The organism is Microcoleus sp. A006_D1, from assembly GCF_036702805.1.
Lineage (GTDB): Bacteria > Cyanobacteriota > Cyanobacteriia > Cyanobacteriales > Microcoleaceae > Microcoleus.
In genome coordinates, this window is sequence record NZ_JAUBVZ010000013.1 from 142,381 (window position 1) to 159,369 (window position 16,989).

The following is a 16,989-nucleotide window of genomic DNA, read 5'->3' on the forward strand; positions in this document are numbered from 1 at the left end:
ATTCAAAACCCTGATAACTCAAGCACCGACTGCAATTGGGAATTAAAAGTTAGATATTGAAACTTTTAGGTGAATGGACGATCGCTCGTGCAGGGAATTTCAATCCAGAATTCTGCTCCCTGTCCGGGCGCTGAAATACACCGCAGACTTCCCCTATGTTTTTCTACCACAATCTGATGGCTGATGGACAATCCCAAGCCCGTGCCAGACCCGACCGGTTTGGTAGTGAAGAAGGGGTCAAACAGCCGTTTGCGAACGTCTTCGGTCATTCCCGGGCCGCTGTCGGCGATGCAAATGACGATGCGCGAGCACTGACCGAGCTTGCTTTCACTGTGGCTATTCAACCCGGCTTTTTTCATGAGGGTGCGAATCACGATCGTCCGGGGTTGCTTTTGGTTTTGTAGAGCGTCGATCGCATTGCTAATAATATTCAGAAATACCTGGTTTAACTGCCCCGCACAACAGTATATTTTAGAAATATTTCCGTATTCTTTAATTATTTCAATTCGTTTATTTTCACAGCTTTCGTTCAATCTGTGCTGCACAATTAACAAGGTGCTGTCTATTCCTTCGTGAAGGTCGGCTAACTTCATTTCTGATTCATCCAATCGCGCAAAGTTCCGCAGCGACAACACAATTTTACTGATTCTTTCTACTCCAACTCTCATGGAATTTAGCATTTTTGGCAAGTCTTCCTTGAGGAAATCCAACTCTAATTCCTTAACTTTTTCAGAAATCTGAGGAACTGGCGACGGGTAGCAGTGCTGGTAGAGATTCAAGAGTTCTATTAAATCGTGAAAATAGTTGTGAGTGTGAGAAATATTGCCGTGAATAAAAGTTGCTGGATTGTTAATTTCGTGGGCGATGCCAGCCACCATCTGACCGAGGCTCGACATTTTTTCTGATTGAACTAATTGGATTTGAGTGTGTTGGAGCTGTTCGTAGGCTTCTTGCAATTGAGCTGCTTGTTTTCTCAATTGAGCTTCCGAAGCTTGCAGCGCTGCTTCGGAAATTTTGCGGTTGGTAATATTTTCAATCATCCCTAAGTTGTAAATCGGGTTTCCTTCACCGTCTCGAATCAAAGTAGCTGTCACGTTTACCCAAACAATCTTACCTGTCGCCGAAATTTGGCGGATTTCGATTTGAGAGCTGCGAATTTCTCCCCGATAAAGAGCCGCAGCAACTTGGATATTTTTTTGATAGTCTTCGGGATGCCCAATTTCTATAAATGTTTTCCCGAGCAATTTTGCTGCGGTGTATCCCAGCATTTCGCAGTAAGTTTTATTGACTCGCACTAACTTGTTATTATCTAAATTGGCTAAGTAGATACCGATGGGTGCCTCTTCAAAAATTTTGCGAAATAGTTCCTCACTAGCCCGCACTTTAGCTTCTAGGGAAAGCCGATCGGTGATGTCTTCCAAAGTACACAAAATGCCGACAACATTACCGTTATTATCGTGTAAAGGTATTTTATTTGTATCCAGCCAGCGCTGGGTGCCGTCGGCTTGCAGTTGGGGCTCAATGATGTGATATTCTGCGGTGTTAGTTGCCATGATCCGGCGATCGCAATCTCGAAAAAATTCTGTTTCTTCTGGCTTCCAGGGCATATCGTAGTCTGTCAGACCAGCGACTTCAGTGGGATGATTGAAACCTGCGATTTTGGCAAAGTTTTTGTTGCCGCCCATGTAAACTAAATCTCGATCTTTCCAGGCGATTAACTGAGGGATGTTGTTGATTACCAACCACAGCATTTTCTGGGAATTTTGCAAGGCTTCCGTGCGTTCTAGGACGCGCTTTTCGAGTTCTTGATTGGCTTGTTCCAGGGCAGTTTTTGACTCGCCAAGGGCGATTTCTGCTAGCTTGAGATCGCTGATGTCGATTGTCACGCCTTCCCAAAGTATATCGCCGCCCGGTTGCAGTTCGGGGCGGGCAATGGCGCGAATCCATTTCAGTTTTCCTGACTTGGTGACGATCCGCCCTTCATATTTCCAAGGTTGTAAAGTTTGGGCGGAAATAGCTAGGGATTCTGACAGGGATTTCATGTCGTCTGGATGCACTGCTGACCACATAAAAGCTGCGTTTTTTTTCAGTTTTTCTGGTTCTAATTCGTAGAGTTCCCAACAGCCGGGACTGACATAAATAAATTCATTGGAACCGTCGGGATGCAGCAAGTATTGATAAATCATTCCCGGCACGTTGGCGGCCATTTTTTGGAATCTGGCTTCGCTTTGTCGCAGTGCGGATTCTGCAAGTTTGCGATCGCTAATGTCGATCAACAAGCCGTCCCAAATAATGTCACCTCGATCGCTCATTTCTGGCCGAGAAGCCCCGCTAATCCACTTGATGCGATCGCCCGGTAAAACTATTCTGCCTTCCCAGCGCCAAGCCTCTAAAGTTTTAGCTGAGATGGCCACCGTTTCCTGGAAGCTTTGCGCATCGTCTGGATGAAGCATTTCGATCGCGGGAATAGCTGATTTTTGCAGCACGTCTGGTTCTAATTCCCAGAGTTCGCGGCAGCCGGAACTGACGTAGGGGAATGAGACATTACCGTCTGCTGCTAACTGAAATTGATAAATCATCCCGGGAACGTTGGCGGCTAGTTTTTGAAACCTCGCTTCGCTTTGCCGCAGTGCTGTTTCTGCTTCTACGCGTTGCGTAGCTGCCGCCACGGCATCGGTAATATCGTAGAATGCAGATAAAATTGCTGCTTCGCCGTTAAAATCAATCGTTCGCATCGACATTTTTACCCAAAAAAAACTGCCGTTTGCTTTTTTGAGGCAGATTTGCTCGCTGTCACTAAAGCCGTTTTGTTTGAGTAATTCTAGCAATTGACTGCGATCGCTCACATTGGCATAAAAGTCGATCTTTTTACTGCCGATAAGTTGTTCTGAACTCAAACCAAAAGTTTTGCCTAGGGCAGAATTTGCGTACAAGATCGTGCTGTCTGATCGGCGCGTAATTAGCATGGAAACGGGAGTCGCAGTGGCGACCGCCCGCAATCTTTCTTCACTTTCTTGCAGGGCTGTTTCGGCTGCGACTCTTTGGCTGATATCGTTTTGAACTCCGATAAAATGAGTTAATTTTCCCTCGCCATCTAGAACCGGGGAGACGGTTAATTCGTTCCAAAAAGGAGTTTTGTCTTTGCGGTAATTTTTGAGAACTACCTTAATTTCTGTTCCCGATCGCAAACTGCTGCGGAGTTTGTCTAATTCGGCGCGATCGGTATCCGGGCCTTGCAAAAACGCGCAGTTGTGTCCAATGACTTCTTCCGAGGTGTAGCCGGTCAGTTTCTCAAAAGCAGGATTGCAGTAGATAATAGGTCTATCGAGCCTGCTAGCATCGGCGATCAGGATGCTGTTGCTCGACGCGGCGATCGCCCGCTCTAGCAGAGACAGATGGAAAGAGTCTGTTGTCATCGGTAGCAATACTTACACTCCTAGGGAGCGAATAGAACAATAATAAATTATAAATAGCTTGAGGCACTCTGATTTTATAAGCTTATTTTTAGTTTAACCTAACAAACTCATCAGCCCCAAAAAGCCGACGGCGAATGGAAGAGTGGGCGAATGGAAAAGCGGGCGAATTCCATTCGCCGTCTTATCTTCAACCCTTGGCAATGCGGGTGAGTGTTTGTGTAGACGCGGTTTCAACCGTACGTCCGATCTTTAATAAAAAATTTAAAATTTAAAATGGTTATAACCATTTTAAATTGACAAACTGATGCAAGAACCCTGAGCAGTTTTGCTTACTTCAATCCTGGCTTGAAAAGCTTCTTTCAGGTGCGGCATATGGGTGACGGTGAGGATGCAGGCGAAGTCAGAGGCGATCGCATTAATTGCAGCAATCAGTCGATCGCACCCTTCAGCATCCTGAGTCCCAAATCCCTCATCAATAATCAACATTTGCAAAGCCGTCCCCGCCCGCTGAGACAGCAATCTCGCCAGCGCCAACCGAATCGCAAAATTAATCCGAAAAGCTTCGCCGCCCGAATAAGTTTCATAGGCGCGAGTCCCGCGAGCATCAGCAATTAAAATGTCTAAAGTGTCAATCAATTTAGTTGCTTTTTTAGCAGCCGCCGCCCGCTGAGTAATAAATTGAACGTGTAACTGATTCGCGCTCAATCTCGACAATATCTGATTAGTTTCAGCTTCCAGTTGAGGCAACACATTTTCAATCATTAAAGCTTGAATGCCGTTTTTGCCAAATGCTTGAGCCAACTCTTGATAAATTCGCTGTTCGCGTTTAACTACTTGCATTTGCTCTTTTTGAGCTACTAGCTGAACTTGCAACTGTTCCAGATTTTTCTGCTGTTCTTGCAGGCGTCCGAGACTTCCCAAATTTTGGTCTAGCTGTTGGCGGCGACGGCTGATTTGCTGTTCTACTACGCTGATGCGGATAGTTGGATCGGGATGTTCTTGCAACTGCTGATTCATTGCGGAAGTTTGAGCGGTGACAGCTTGCAAATCGCGATCGCGCACCGCGATCGAATTTGCGATTTCATTAACCCGCTGCTGAACTTGCGGGTGCTGCTGAGTTGCCGAGCGCAGTTTTTCGGCGCGGGCGATCCAAAATTGCGATCGGCGCATTTCGCTGCGGACGTGTTCGTGCTGTTCCAAATTATAGCCAACTTCCGCAATGTATCTATCTAAAGACAGAATTTGCTGCTGTATTTCCGAGCTATTTTTTTGCTGTTCTAACTGTTGTTGTACGGCGGCTAATTGAGCTTGCAAATCCGGGCGGCGGCTGTTAATTTTATTGAGTTTCTGCTGAGCATCTTTGATTTGAGCTTGCTTAATTTCTGCCCACCGCAAGCGCCTTTCATCGCTGCGGGCGAGGGAGTGACTGCTATCGCTGTAATTGAGCTGTTGCAACTGCTGTTCGATGTGCTGGAGTTCGCCCAAGTCATCGGCCCCGTACTCCCCGGTACGCAGCAACCGATCGATTTCCTCCGCATCTTGACGCATACTTTGCAATCGAGTTTCGTCTTGGCCCAGGGCATCCAATTGAGCTTGCAAATGGCTGCGCCGTTCCCGCAATTCTTGGTAGGGCGCTAATTCCTCTTCTAGTTCGCGGTATTCGTGTCTGAGGACTTGAATTTCGCGCTCGGAGACGGCCAACTGTTCGCGGACAACCCACAGTTGGTTCCACAGTTCCTGCTGTTGGGAGTGGTGTTTTGTGACTACCAAATTCCAGTAGTGTTCGTCTAAAGGTCGATCGCACAAAGGACAATTGCCAAAATTTGCATCCCGGACAATCAAAGGCGAATTCGCTGACTGAGTTTCGGCAAAATTGGCAGATTTACCTTCGCCTGCGCTGGTTTCTCCTTCATTTTTCCGCAGCAGTTGCAGTTTTTGGTCAATTTCAGTGAGTCGGGTTTGATAGTCGCGGCTTTTGGCTTGCAGGTTTCCTAAAAAGTCGTGCCTTTCTTGACCTTTTTCGCGGACTCGCTGCTGGTAAACTCGCTTGTTTTCTAACTGCAAAATTTGATGGGCGATGGCGGAGATTTCCTGCTGTAATTGGGGCTGCCGCTGCTGTTGCTGAACTTGTAACTGTCGGTTGATTTCGGCTAAGCGGGCGCTTAAACCGGCCCGGGCGCGATCGAGCTTTTGTTGCTTTTGTTGCTGCTGTTGGATCAGTGGCGAAACTTGCAGTTGCAGTTGTTCTAGTTGGTTGAGGCGCGATCGAACTGCTTGCAACTGTGCGAGTCCTTTGTCAACCTCCGGCTGCTGTTTGAGAACCTCTAGAACTTCTTTTTCCTCTTGTTCTAAGACATCTAATTGAGCTTGCAACTGCTGAATTTTGTTTTGCAAAAAGCTCAGTTCTTGCCGCTGCTGTTCTTGCAATTGCTGGCGCTGACTTTGGGCTTGCTGGTGAGCTTTGAATTTGCCTGCCTGAGTCTCTTCAGTGGCTTGCAACCCATGGAAATAGGCAATGCCTGCTGTTATTTCATTTTCTTGTTCCAGGAGGGCTTGCAGCTCGTGTTGCTGCTGTTTGGCGGCTGCGAGTTCTTGCTGCAAGCGGCGGCATTCTTGAGAGATATTCTGGTGCTGTTGCTGGTGGCCTGCGAGGAGTTTTTGCCAAGTTTGGCGGTTGTGGTGCTGGAGTTGCAGTTGCTGCAACTCGGCTGTGTCGGCTTGCTGCTGTGAAGAGAGCAAATCGGTGGTTTGCTGCAATTGAGTTTGTTCGTCGCAAATCGCCTCTTTTTGTTGCAGTTGCTCTTGTACGCTTTGCAAACTGTGTTTGATGACTTCGACTTTACCTTTAAAATCTCTGGACTTTTCCTTGGCTTGTTCAGCTAAAGTGTCGTATTGATCGAGTTTGAGGAGGTTGGCTAAAACTTGCTTGCGGTCGATCGGCTTTTTGAGCATAAACTCATCAGCTCGCCCCTGCCGCAAATACGCCGAGTTAATAAAAGTATCGTAATCTAGTTTGATATGTTCGAGGATTTTCTGCTGAGTATTTCTCAGCCCCTTGTCGGTGAGCGTCCGAAAACTAAGTTGATCTTGAGTCTCGGCAGAATTCAAGCTGACTTGAAATTCCAAACTCCCCGATTGTCCGCGCCGGCGATTGCGAATCACCCGGTAGATTTGGCCGCCCGTGGAGAAAGTGAAATCAACGCGCACATCAATTTCGCCGATATGGATGATATCGTCTTCTGTATCGCTGCGACAACAGCCCCAAAGCGACCAGGCGATCGCCTCTAGGAGGGAGGATTTACCAGCACCGTTAGGCCCGCAAATGCAAGCGGTGTGCAGTCCGCGAAAGTCTAAAGCAGCTTCGCGATAGCTGAGAAAATTTTTGAGTGTAAGTTGTATAGGAATCATTTAAGGCCATCGCGCCATACAATCTATCTATAAATAACACTATTTGTGCACTGTTGGCTAGTTATTCAATCCAGATCCAAAACAATTGTCAGTGCTTCTGCAATTTCTTCCATAATTGTCTCCGAAAGGATTCCGAGTTGTCGGCTAAACCTTTGTTGGGAAACGGAACGGACTTGATAACTATCTGCGGCTGAGACTTTAATCAAGCCATTTTCTGATGTCGGTTCGAGCTGCACCATCCACTGGAGCGGGGAAAAAAGATCGTTCCATGCTGTAATCGGAACAATTACTTTGAGCAATAAAATTCCCACTTCATCGTCGCTGACAATCACAACAGGTCGAGTTTTACCGATTTCTGCTCCCACTGTTGGATCGAGTCTGACGAGCCACACTTCGCCTTTACGCATTGGTTTTGACTCCTGCGCTCAGGTATTCTTCCTCTGAATCGAAATAGGGTTCGCTGTCAGGCGACCACAAATCGTGCAGCGGCCCTCCTGGTTGATACAAGGGGACTGCGGCTTCTGCTGCGGCTCTGAATTGGCGCTTTCTCTCGGCTTTGCGCTGGGCTTTTGTTTCGATGTCTTCGCGCATCATCCGCGAAGCTGTTTCGATGATTTCTAGGCGTTCTTCTGCTGTCAGAGTTTTGAGTGCTGCTAAGATTTCTGTTTTGGTCACGGTTTTTTCGGGTGGTTGGTGAGAAAGTGCGAGCTAACCATCATTATATCTTTCACCTCATCCCCAGAATCAGGACACGGCAGTGCCGTTTCCCTACAATGATTAATCAGTAGGGAAACGGCATTGCCGTGTCCTCCAAATTTGTCTTCCGAATTGCAGTGTCCTCCGATGGTAGGGAAACGGCATTGCCGTGTCCTCCAAACTGCCGTGTCCTCCAATTTGCAGTGTCCTCCGATGGTAGGGAAACGACATTGCCGTGTCCTCCGAATTGCCGTGTCCTGGATTCGCTGGTGATTTTCTACCATCAAAAAAGGGTTGACCGTATTCCTACAGCCAACCCGCGCCTATTTAGTTGTCGTTTTGCTCAAACAGCAACACTATCTGACCAGATTCGGGAACGTATAGCCGACACCGACTAACAATCCCACTTCAGCTCCGTCGAGAAAACCAATATTCAGTCCTGCTGTGGCTGTAAAATTTCTCGACAGCGGCACATCTACACCTCCTGTAATTAGGAAGCCAAAATTACCGTTGTCGCCGGTAGAAACTATTACGCCAGCACCTGCATAAGGAGCAGCAGTAATCACAAAATCATCGCTGACTTCGACGGCATTTTGAGATACAAAATCGTAGGTAACGGGAACTAGAAATGTTAAGTTGTCGCGGAACAAAACACTCGGTCTCACCGAGAAATTGTTCGTCAAACCAATTTTGCTAATAATCGCAAATGAAGTGTCGCCTAAGGCTGAATCTCCGCCAAAACCTATATTGCCGCCAATGCCGATGTAGCTCGGCCCTGAACGAGTAGCTCTGCCCGGTCTGATGGTGGTACCGCCTGGTTGAGCCAATATCTGAGGTTTTTCTGAGACTGTTGCCGGTTTTTGGGCCAGTTTTGGTTGGTTTGTGAGGGCTGAGGCGGAAGTGCTGACAGGATTGCTTAACACTTCTTGTGCTGTTTTGACTTCTTTTTCTTCGTTGGCTGCTGCCAGTTCGGAATTAGGAAGAGCGATTTTTTCGGCAATTTCGACCGTTGGCTGTACTTTAACGCTATTATCAGCAATTTTAGCTGTTTGTTGCGAGTTTTGTGTCTCAGCAGCAGTGGATGTATTTGGCGCAATTTCTGTCCCAGCAATTTCTGATGTTACTGCTGCCGATTGTTCCGGTGCTGCAACAGATGCTGGCAAGTTGGCTGCGGGTGCGGAGGCTGCTGGCTCTGCTGCTTCTGTTAGTTCGATCGAACTGATAGAATCTATTTTTGTATCAGCAGCCGTTGTTTCTGCATCGGGTTTAACTGCTGAAGTTGCCGCAGGCTGAGAAACTTGGTCAATATTTTGAGCTGCCAAAGTTGCCGTTGTACCGACATCAGGCAAGTTGCCAGTTTCAGCTTTTGCTGGCAGGGTACTGCAACAAACCGCTAAAGCGACAAGATTTATTAACGCAAAAGCCGACTTGGAAAATAGACTCTTCATAAGACACTCCTCAATGAATGGTGTGTTAAAAGTGTAAGTGTTTGAGGGCGACCGTCGAGACCTTTACTAAAAAATGACACAAATATGACTTGTGTTGTTCCTAGATTGGCACTCCACCGTTGAACAGTCAACTCTCTCTCCAGCTTGGATTCAAGAACGGACGGCGAGTTTAGAGTCTAATTTTAATTTACAGCTCGATCGGCTAAAAATCAATCCTAGGGGGGATTTCACTCTCTCTGCTGTTGAATTGAGGGGTCGATCGCGCGCGCGAGCATTCTAAAATTCTGTACTTGGGGCGACTGTGCTCGCAGCCACAGCGCAAAAATCCGGCCGAAGAACCCGGGCGCACCCGCTGGAAACCGAAAGACAGCAAGCTTTCAAAACTGTTTTGAGCATCCGGGGGGTCTAGAGCAATGCCAGTTGCGCCGGGGCGATCGGCTGCTGCACAGTCCCTGACAAGTAATGTAGAATAGCACTGAGCCGAGAATAAGTGGTAGCTCGATCGCCGTCGTGTCAAAATTACCGCATATTATTAGAATCCTGTTAAATTTAGTGTTCTATTAGTAAAGTTTAGCCTTGACTTTAGCTCAGGGTCTGACCATCTCACAACACCATCTAACTAAACAAGTAAAAAAATAAAAGTTATAGCAACCGCCACATCGGTGAGGACATAAATAACTTCATGAATAGAGCGGATACCCGTACTGCATCAATGATTTGATTGCCGTTATGCAACTGTCAACTGTCCACTGTCAACTGTCCACTGCTATATCTCATCTCAACCTGACTTTATGAGCAAAGTTCTAGTCATATTAGGCGAATTGAGCGATCGCGACATCGATTGGATGCTCGCCAACGGCACCCGCACCCAAGTCCCCCCCGGCACCACACTGATCGTCGAAGGTAAACCCTTAGACGCCTTGTACATAGTTCTGGACGGAACTTTGAGCGTTTCTGTATCATCTTTGGGGAACAAAGAAATTGGCAAAATTATTTCCGGGGAAGTGTTGGGCGAAATGTCTTTTGTAGACGGCAGGCTTCCTTCTGCTAGCGTGATGGCAATTGATGAGTGCCTCATCCTGTCAATTCCGAGGCGGCTGCTAACAGAAAAACTGGAGCAAGACGTGCTTTTTTCCCTGCGGTTTTATCGGGCGATTACTAAATTTCTGTCGTCGAGACTGCGGGGTACAGTCCAACGCTTCGGCGAAGATACTGATTATTTAATATATCAAGATCCTGACGACGAACGCGCGATCGCCCAAAATGTCGAAAATCCAGATTTGGCTCAATCGAGATTTCAATGGCTGTTGCAGCGTTTGAAGGGGAGTTGAAGGAAGTTCGGCAACGGATGCAAGTAACGGATTTAACGGATGTTAAGGGAAGTTCGGCAACGGATGCAAGTAACGGATTTAACGGATATTGAGGGAAGAGCGGGAGATTGGGAGAGGCAGAGATTAAGAGAATTGCCCAATTCCCAATTCCCCATTACCGATTCCCAATTACCGAATTAAAAAACATATTTTTCGGCGACGCGCCAGTAGCGGGAAAAACGCTTTAAATCAATGTAACCATCGTAGCGAACAAAGGGTTCTGGCGGCAAAACTTCTACAGGTTGCGATCGCCTAATTTCCCGGCAAATGTCCTGAAACCGAGGACTAGGACTTTCCGCTGTAACTACTTGATTCGCGCCGGATTCTTTAGCAAAAGCGATAACTTCCGCAGCTACATTGCCGCGCCGAATAACTACTGGCAACTCCAACAAACATTCGTAAATAAACACCATTCGTTTGAGACTCAATTGCCATTCATCTATAAGTGCATCATCCCAAACCCAGATTGCTGGTGCCTCTGGGTGTGCTTGAAAAGCTGGGCCTTCGGGACTTAAACAGTCGCCGTGTAGCCAAATAATCGGATTGTTCATAACTTGGTAATTGGGAATTGTTGACTGTTGACTGTTGACTGTTGACTGTTGACTGTTGACTGTTAACTGTTAACTGTTGACTGTTGACTGTTGACTGTTGACTGTTGACTGTTAACTGTTAACTGTTAACTGTTAACAAATAACAAATAACCAATAACCAATAACCAATAACCAATAACCAATAACCAATAACCAATAACCAATAACTAATTAACGACCTTTTTTAGGGCGTTGCCAACTTTTAGAGCCGCCCGTGCGATCGACCTTTTCACCCTCAGGAAACAACTTGCTCTCCAAATATTCGTAAGTTCCCTCAAAATCGCATTGCCCGTACAGAGGACAATCGCGACAATAAACCGACTTAGTATAACGTTCCAAATTTTCCCGATTGAAAAAATAAGGCTTGTGACTAAAAGTGCTCGCTACCCACTGCCAAGAAAGATTATTGCTTGCCGGATCTCCATCTAGCAAATGTTCCAAAAACCAGCGAGCTCCAGCTTGCCAGCGCACGCGGCGCCAGTGTACGAGATAAGCAGCCATCCACATCCGCTGGTGATTGTGCAAATAACCAGTTTCTCGCAACTCGCGGCTAAAACTGTCGATGCACACTAAACCAGTCGTGCCTTCGATGACATCCTGCGGCATGGTTTCGCTGTAATCTTTAGCAGTGTAACCAGTTTTGTAGGGTTCCTGGTCTTGCCAAATCCCTTTCCCCAATTCGGCGTACAGTCGCTGCCAATAATCCCGCCAACCCAACTCGTTGATAAGTTTCACGGCATCTTCTGGATGCCGCACCTTCTCCAACACGACATCCCGCACTTCGGCAAGACTCAAAACGCCGTAGCGCAAATAGGGCGACAAGCGCGTTACCGCGCCGTTGAGGAAATTGCGGGTTGAGGCGTATTTGCTGGGATCAACTTTTTGCAGCACTTTTTCAGCAGCTTTGCGCCCGCCTAGGGTTGGGGGTACGTTGCTATCCCGGGCGGTGGCTTGGGGGAACTGTTCGCGCACGTAGGCTATTAATTCGTCGCGGCTGGCAAATTCCCGCTTCATATCTTGACTCATTTTTTTCTCAAGCGGCTGCTATTGTTTCTTTATGTTAAAGGTATTTGTTCGATCGCGCCTGGTCGATCGCCCGATCGCCCTTGATTCCCCTGCACTGCTTCATAACGCAAAGTTTGGTGCCACAATTAAACACCCGCAATTCAGCCAAAATTAGCATCAAAAGTCAGTACACTCAGGGATAGATATCATACCAAGATCTTATGGAAACTTTTCCGGCGGACGCTAAATCGATCGCCAGCTTAGCCAATCGACAGCAGCAAGCTACAAAACAACTGGACAACGAAATTCAAGAATTCGATCGAGCCATGATGCGCCGCTGCATAGAATTAGCCCGCCGCGCCCTTGGCAAAACCGCACCGAATCCGCTAGTCGGTTGTGTAATTGTCCGAGACGGCAAAATTGTCGGCGAAGGGTTTCATCCCGGAGCGGGCCAACCTCACGCCGAAGTTTTTGCGCTCCGGGAAGCTGGGGAACTCGCCGAGGGAGCGACAGTCTACGTCAGCCTGGAACCCTGCAACCACTACGGGCGGACTCCTCCCTGTTCAGAGGCTTTAATTAAAGCCAAGGTGGCAAAAGTAGTCGCTGGCATGGTCGATCCAAATCCTTTGGTAGCTGGCACTGGGCTGGCTCGGTTGCGGGATGCTGGCATTGAAGTGGTGGCGGGAGTCGAAGGGGAAGCTTGTCAGAGACTGAATGAGGCTTTTGTGCACCGGATTTTGCACCGCCGGCCTTTTGGAATTTTGAAATATGCGATGACTTTGGACGGTAAAATTGCTACCAGTAGCGGTCACAGCGCTTGGGTGACTGGCTCCGAAGCTCGGAGCGAGGTGCACCGGGTGCGCGTCGGCTGCGATGCTGTGATTGTTGGGGGAAATACGGTGCGCCTGGATAATCCCCTACTGACTAGCCATAAACCCGATGGGCATAATCCTCTGCGGGTGGTGATGAGCCGCACTCTGGATTTGCCGAAGTCGGCTTGGTTGTGGGAAACCTCCACGGCGGCTACTTTGGTGCTGACTGAGCCTGGGGTTAACCCGGAATTTCAGGAATTTTTGATCGCCAAAGGGGTGGAAGTTGTGGAGTTGTCGCCGCTGACACCGACTAATGTGATGGCTTATTTGTACGATCGATCTTTTCTGTCTGTACTCTGGGAGTGCGGTGGTACTTTGGCGGCCAAGGCAATTGCTGAAGGTGCAGTTCAAAAAATTATGGCTTTTATTGCTCCTAAAATTGTCGGCGGCCAAGATGCTCCAACTCCTGTCGGAGATTTGGGGTTTTCGGCAATGACTGATGCTTTGACTTTAGAGCGGGTTTCTTGGCGCGCGGTGGGTGCAGATTGTGTGGTGGAAGGCTATTTGAAAATAAAAGATTGAAAGTTAAAAGCGAGTTTTTTTAGTTTTTAATTTTTAACTTTTAACTCCTTTTATGAGTGAAATTCTGATTTGGAGTTTGATGGTTGGCAGTCTCGGCTTGGAGGCTGCGCTTGCGGGTCTTTTTGTGAGTCGCGAGCAATTGACTGCGGGGCAAAAATGCGATGAGGAGGAGGAAGTTTTGACTCGTTACGAATCTCAAGAAGATAATTTTACTGCGCCTGAAAATGCGATCGCCAATGGCAATCCTAAATCCGATCCCCATCCTGAGGATTTGACGGTTTGGGAGTACAAGATTGTGCGGGCTAGCAGCGATTTGTTCCGCAATCCGGCGATTTTTCACAAGCTGTGCCGGGAAGAGGGGGAAATTGGCTGGATTTTGCTCGAAAAGCTGGATGACAGGCGGGTGCGGTTCAAACGTCCGATCGCACTGCGGGACGCCCCGAGGGCTAATTTACCGCCGTTTGACCCTTACCGCACTCATTACGGCCCGATGTCGAATGCGATGACTTGGGCGGTGGCGATCGTGTTTCTGAGCGCGATCGTGCTTCCTGCTGTTTTGGGCTATGCTTTGGTATCGACTACTCTCACCAGAAATCGCTCTAATTGGCCTCCGACGCCGGTTCAATCTATGCCCTCTCCCGGCGGGCAAACAACTAATAATTAATGCCAACGGGAGCATTGGTAATTGGTAATTAATGGCTGCGGAAATCTGTTTTATAGCAAGTCTAAATCAGTTGTGAACGAGATTTTTTTCAACGAACCGCGAAGGCGCAAAGAGCGCGAAGGAAGAGAGGAGAAGTTTTTGTTCGTTTGACGGATTTAGGCTTGCTATAGGCGTTAATTCGATTTTAAGTTTTGGGCGGTATTGCTGAGGGAGCGGATAGCAATCTCAAGTTGTAATCTGTATCGCCTTGAAATTGAGAAACGCGGAGGAAATAATTTCCCGCAGGCAAAGCTCCATTGCTGACAATTTTTTCGGAAGCTATTCCTAAATTGTTAGAGGAAGCAATAATATCGTCTGCTCCAACTGCGCCGTTGCCGTTGAGATCTTTAATTAATTCTACATCAACATCTGCACTCAAGCCTTCTACAGTTGCACTGAAAAGGCTGGGAGTATTGAGGATGAAGCTGTATATATCGGCTGGTTCAGCAGTGCCTACAAAATCGCTGGCACTTAGACTGTCTGTGAGAATCCCCAAGCTTTTTGCTGCGTTTAAATTGTCGGCGGTAGCGGGGAGTGCGCTCAGCAGTCCTTCTTGTTCGCCGAATTTAATGTAGTGGTCGATCGCACTTTTAACCGCGCCCCTACTTACTGCTGCTGCTACCAGCGGATATCTTTCTAGATAAAAGCTGGGATCGAAGAAAACGCTGGCTTTACGGTTTTCTAATTGACCGACTTTGAAGTAGTGTTCAAATGCGGTAAATTGATTTGTTTGCACTGCTGTCTGAACGTCTGGATTGCTTGTTAGATAGAAACTAACATCGAAGAAAGGGTTGGGGTTGCGCCGTTCAAATTGACCGAATCTAATAAAGTGATCGGCGACTGCAAAGCCGTTGAGTTTTGCTGATACCGCTACGTCTGTATTGGTGTCTAAATAATAGCTAGCGTCGAACAGAGCATTGGGGTCGCGATTTTCAAATTTACCAATTTTTTGGTAGTGATCGAAGGGACTCGATACTGTGCCTCTGGCAACTGCTACGGCGACATCTGGGTTGTTTTCGAGATAAAATTTGCTGTCGAACAGTGTTCTGAGGGTTAGCATTATTAAAAAAATCTCTTTGTACTTTAGTCTGGAAAGTGCATACTCAAATTCGATCGAGAATCCAGTTTACATCAATTTTTTTGTGAGGGCGTCTCAATTATGGCTAAATCTGCACTGATGGCAATGTTACGCCGCGCTGCGAGTATTGCCCAGAAATCAGGGGAAACAGGGATTCCGGCTGATGAATTGCTGGGGATGCTGGGCGTGAAGCGAAGCTATCCCCTAGGGAATGGCACTTCCAATTCTCCCATATCTCGACGCCAGTTGCTGCACGGGGGTTTAGCTGCTGCGACAGCCGTCGCTGCTGCCACTTTTAACCGGGAGGGAGCTGTTGCTCAATCAGCCGGACGATCGCCCATTTTGGTTGTCGGTGCCGGAATTGCGGGTTTGACGGCGGCCTATCGCTTGCGCCAAGCGGGCGTGCGCGCCGATGTGATTGAGGCAAACAACCGCGTGGGGGGGCGGATTCGCACGGCTCCCAAGGTGGCTGGAACGGCGATTTCGGCGGAGTTGGGGGGAGAATTTATTGACACGGGTCATACTAATTTAATCTCGCTGGCTACGCAATTGGGTTTGCGGGCGATCGACTTAGTTGCTGTCCAAGCGGGATTCGTATCGGATACTTTTTTCTTGGAAGGCCGCCGATTTTCTCTCGAACAGTTAATCGCTGATTTTGCACCGCTAGCTAGTAAAATTACTGCTGATTTGCAGGCAGTCGGAGATGAATTTAGCTATCAAGATTTTACGGAAGCAGCGGAAAGATTGGACAATCTTTCGATAGCTGAATATGTAGACCAAGCCGATACTAGCACGATTGTCCGCCAGTTGCTCCGCATTGCTTACACGACGGAATACGGCCGAGATCCCGAGGAACAGTCGGCGTTAAATCTGCTGTTTTTAATCGGTGCTGATGCTAACAGTTTTCAATTGTACGGCAACAGCGACGAGCGCTATCAAATTGATGGCGGTAACAATCAAATTGTCAACCGTTTAGCGGATCGATTGTCTGATTCGATCGAGACTGGGACGGTTTTGGAAGGGATTAGTCTTTTACCTGACGGGCGCTATCGGGTGAGTTTGCGATCGGGACAAAGCGCATTCGATCGCACTTACGAACGAGTTTTGTTAACTTTGCCGTTCACCGCTCTGCGAGACGTTAAAATTAATGTACCTTTGCCCCAACCAAAGCTGCGGGCAATTCAGCAGTTGGGCTACGGTACTAATTCTAAGTTAATTACTGGCTACCGCAGCCGCCTTTGGCGCGATCTTTATCGCTCGACTGCTTCTGTTTATACCGATTTAGGATTTCAAAATAGCTGGGAAGCTACGCCTTTTGCTCCTACTGGTAACGGTTTAGTTACTAATTTTACAGGAGGAAAGCAGGGTTTGGCGATCGGTGCCGGAACTCCAGAAGACCAAGCACAAAGATTTTTGAACCAATTTGAAAGAGTTTTTCCCGGAGTGAGAAATTTGCGATCGGGCAAAGCTGTGCGAGCTTATTGGCCGGGAGAACGCTTTTCTAAAGGTTCTTATGCCTGCTATTTAGTCGGACAGTGGACGCAAATGTACGGCGTTGAAGGCGAACGAGTTGGGAACTTATATTTTGCCGGCGAACACACTTCCCTGGAAAATCAAGGTTACATGGAAGGCGGTTGCGAAACTGGACAAAGGGCGGCTGTTGAAATTTTGCAAGACTTGGGTTTGATAGCTTCTGCTGATGCTGTGAATGCTCGAACTGCGAGTAATTTGAACAATCGCCGTCCGAGCCGAAAAGTTCCGGGAGCGCGGAATCTTGGGAATAGAAAACCGAGTATTAGATAAGATGGAGTAATTGCGGACACTGGTTTTTATCCAAGTCTAGATCCCCCTAAATCCCCCGAAAGCAAGGGGGACTTTGAG

The 16,989-nt window shown here is 47.7% G+C and carries 14 protein-coding genes; 5 read left to right on the forward strand and 9 right to left on the reverse strand.

The window, feature by feature from the left end:
• Nucleotides 1-65: 65 nt before the first annotated feature.
• The 6 genes from QUB68_RS21910 to QUB68_RS21935 form a co-directional block, all read right to left on the reverse strand.
• A complete protein-coding gene (locus QUB68_RS21910) occupies nucleotides 66-3,416 on the reverse strand; it encodes a PAS domain-containing sensor histidine kinase (protein WP_332996371.1) in 3,351 nt (1,116 codons plus the stop codon).
• 288 nt (nucleotides 3,417-3,704) lie between these two features.
• Complete coding sequence (locus tag QUB68_RS21915; protein ID WP_332996373.1) at nucleotides 3,705-6,824, reverse strand: AAA family ATPase; 3,120 nt, start codon at nucleotides 6,822-6,824, stop codon at nucleotides 3,705-3,707.
• A 65-nt stretch (nucleotides 6,825-6,889) separates the two neighbouring features.
• Nucleotides 6,890-7,231, reverse strand: a complete 342-nt coding sequence (locus QUB68_RS21920; RefSeq protein ID WP_332996375.1) for a type II toxin-antitoxin system PemK/MazF family toxin — start codon at nucleotides 7,229-7,231, stop codon at nucleotides 6,890-6,892.
• Nucleotides 7,224-7,499 carry a hypothetical protein gene (locus QUB68_RS21925; RefSeq protein ID WP_332996378.1) on the reverse strand — a complete coding sequence of 92 codons (276 nt, stop codon included), beginning with the start codon at nucleotides 7,497-7,499 and terminating at the stop codon, nucleotides 7,224-7,226. Before QUB68_RS21925 ends, QUB68_RS21920 begins: the two co-directional genes overlap by 8 nt.
• 377 nt (nucleotides 7,500-7,876) lie before the next feature.
• Nucleotides 7,877-8,968: a hypothetical protein gene (locus tag QUB68_RS21930; protein ID WP_332996379.1), complete on the reverse strand. Its 1,092-nt coding sequence runs from the start codon at nucleotides 8,966-8,968 to the stop codon at nucleotides 7,877-7,879.
• A gap of 202 nt (nucleotides 8,969-9,170) precedes the next feature.
• Nucleotides 9,171-9,485: a hypothetical protein gene (locus QUB68_RS21935; protein ID WP_332996381.1), complete on the reverse strand. Its 315-nt coding sequence runs from the start codon at nucleotides 9,483-9,485 to the stop codon at nucleotides 9,171-9,173.
• 274 nt (nucleotides 9,486-9,759) lie between these two features.
• On the opposite strand from QUB68_RS21935, the gene QUB68_RS21940 reads away from it, so the two are divergent.
• Both QUB68_RS21940 and QUB68_RS21945 read left to right on the forward strand, forming a co-directional pair.
• Complete coding sequence (locus QUB68_RS21940) at nucleotides 9,760-10,299, forward strand: cyclic nucleotide-binding domain-containing protein (RefSeq protein WP_332996383.1); 540 nt, start codon at nucleotides 9,760-9,762, stop codon at nucleotides 10,297-10,299.
• The gene (locus tag QUB68_RS21945; RefSeq protein WP_332996385.1) at nucleotides 10,269-10,391 is read left to right on the forward strand and encodes a hypothetical protein; all 123 of its coding nucleotides are present in this window, start codon (nucleotides 10,269-10,271) and stop codon (nucleotides 10,389-10,391) included. The genes QUB68_RS21940 and QUB68_RS21945 overlap by 31 nt, the downstream gene beginning before the upstream one ends.
• Nucleotides 10,392-10,475: 84 nt before the next feature.
• Here QUB68_RS21945 and QUB68_RS21950 read toward each other — a convergent pair whose 3' ends face one another.
• A complete protein-coding gene (locus QUB68_RS21950) occupies nucleotides 10,476-10,889 on the reverse strand; it encodes a hypothetical protein (RefSeq protein ID WP_332996387.1) in 414 nt (137 codons plus the stop codon).
• Nucleotides 10,890-11,099: 210 nt separating this feature from the next.
• Nucleotides 11,100-11,954: an FAD-binding domain-containing protein gene (locus tag QUB68_RS21955; RefSeq protein ID WP_332996389.1), complete on the reverse strand. Its 855-nt coding sequence runs from the start codon at nucleotides 11,952-11,954 to the stop codon at nucleotides 11,100-11,102.
• 200 nt (nucleotides 11,955-12,154) lie between these two features.
• On the opposite strand from QUB68_RS21955, the gene ribD reads away from it, so the two are divergent.
• Together ribD and QUB68_RS21965 are read left to right on the forward strand one after the other, a co-directional pair.
• Nucleotides 12,155-13,327: a bifunctional diaminohydroxyphosphoribosylaminopyrimidine deaminase/5-amino-6-(5-phosphoribosylamino)uracil reductase RibD gene (gene ribD, locus QUB68_RS21960; RefSeq protein ID WP_332996391.1), complete on the forward strand. Its 1,173-nt coding sequence runs from the start codon at nucleotides 12,155-12,157 to the stop codon at nucleotides 13,325-13,327.
• A gap of 52 nt (nucleotides 13,328-13,379) precedes the next feature.
• Nucleotides 13,380-13,991, forward strand: coding sequence for a hypothetical protein (locus QUB68_RS21965; protein ID WP_332996393.1), 612 nt, complete (start codon nucleotides 13,380-13,382; stop codon nucleotides 13,989-13,991).
• Nucleotides 13,992-14,175: 184 nt separating this feature from the next.
• Here the strand turns inward: QUB68_RS21965 and QUB68_RS21970 are convergent, their stop codons facing one another.
• The gene (locus QUB68_RS21970) at nucleotides 14,176-15,090 is read right to left on the reverse strand and encodes a calcium-binding protein (protein WP_332996395.1); all 915 of its coding nucleotides are present in this window, start codon (nucleotides 15,088-15,090) and stop codon (nucleotides 14,176-14,178) included.
• A 99-nt stretch (nucleotides 15,091-15,189) separates the two neighbouring features.
• Between QUB68_RS21970 and QUB68_RS21975 the strand changes: the two genes are divergently transcribed.
• Nucleotides 15,190-16,911 carry a flavin monoamine oxidase family protein gene (locus QUB68_RS21975; RefSeq protein WP_332996396.1) on the forward strand — a complete coding sequence of 574 codons (1,722 nt, stop codon included), beginning with the start codon at nucleotides 15,190-15,192 and terminating at the stop codon, nucleotides 16,909-16,911.
• Nucleotides 16,912-16,989: the final 78 nt, after the last annotated feature.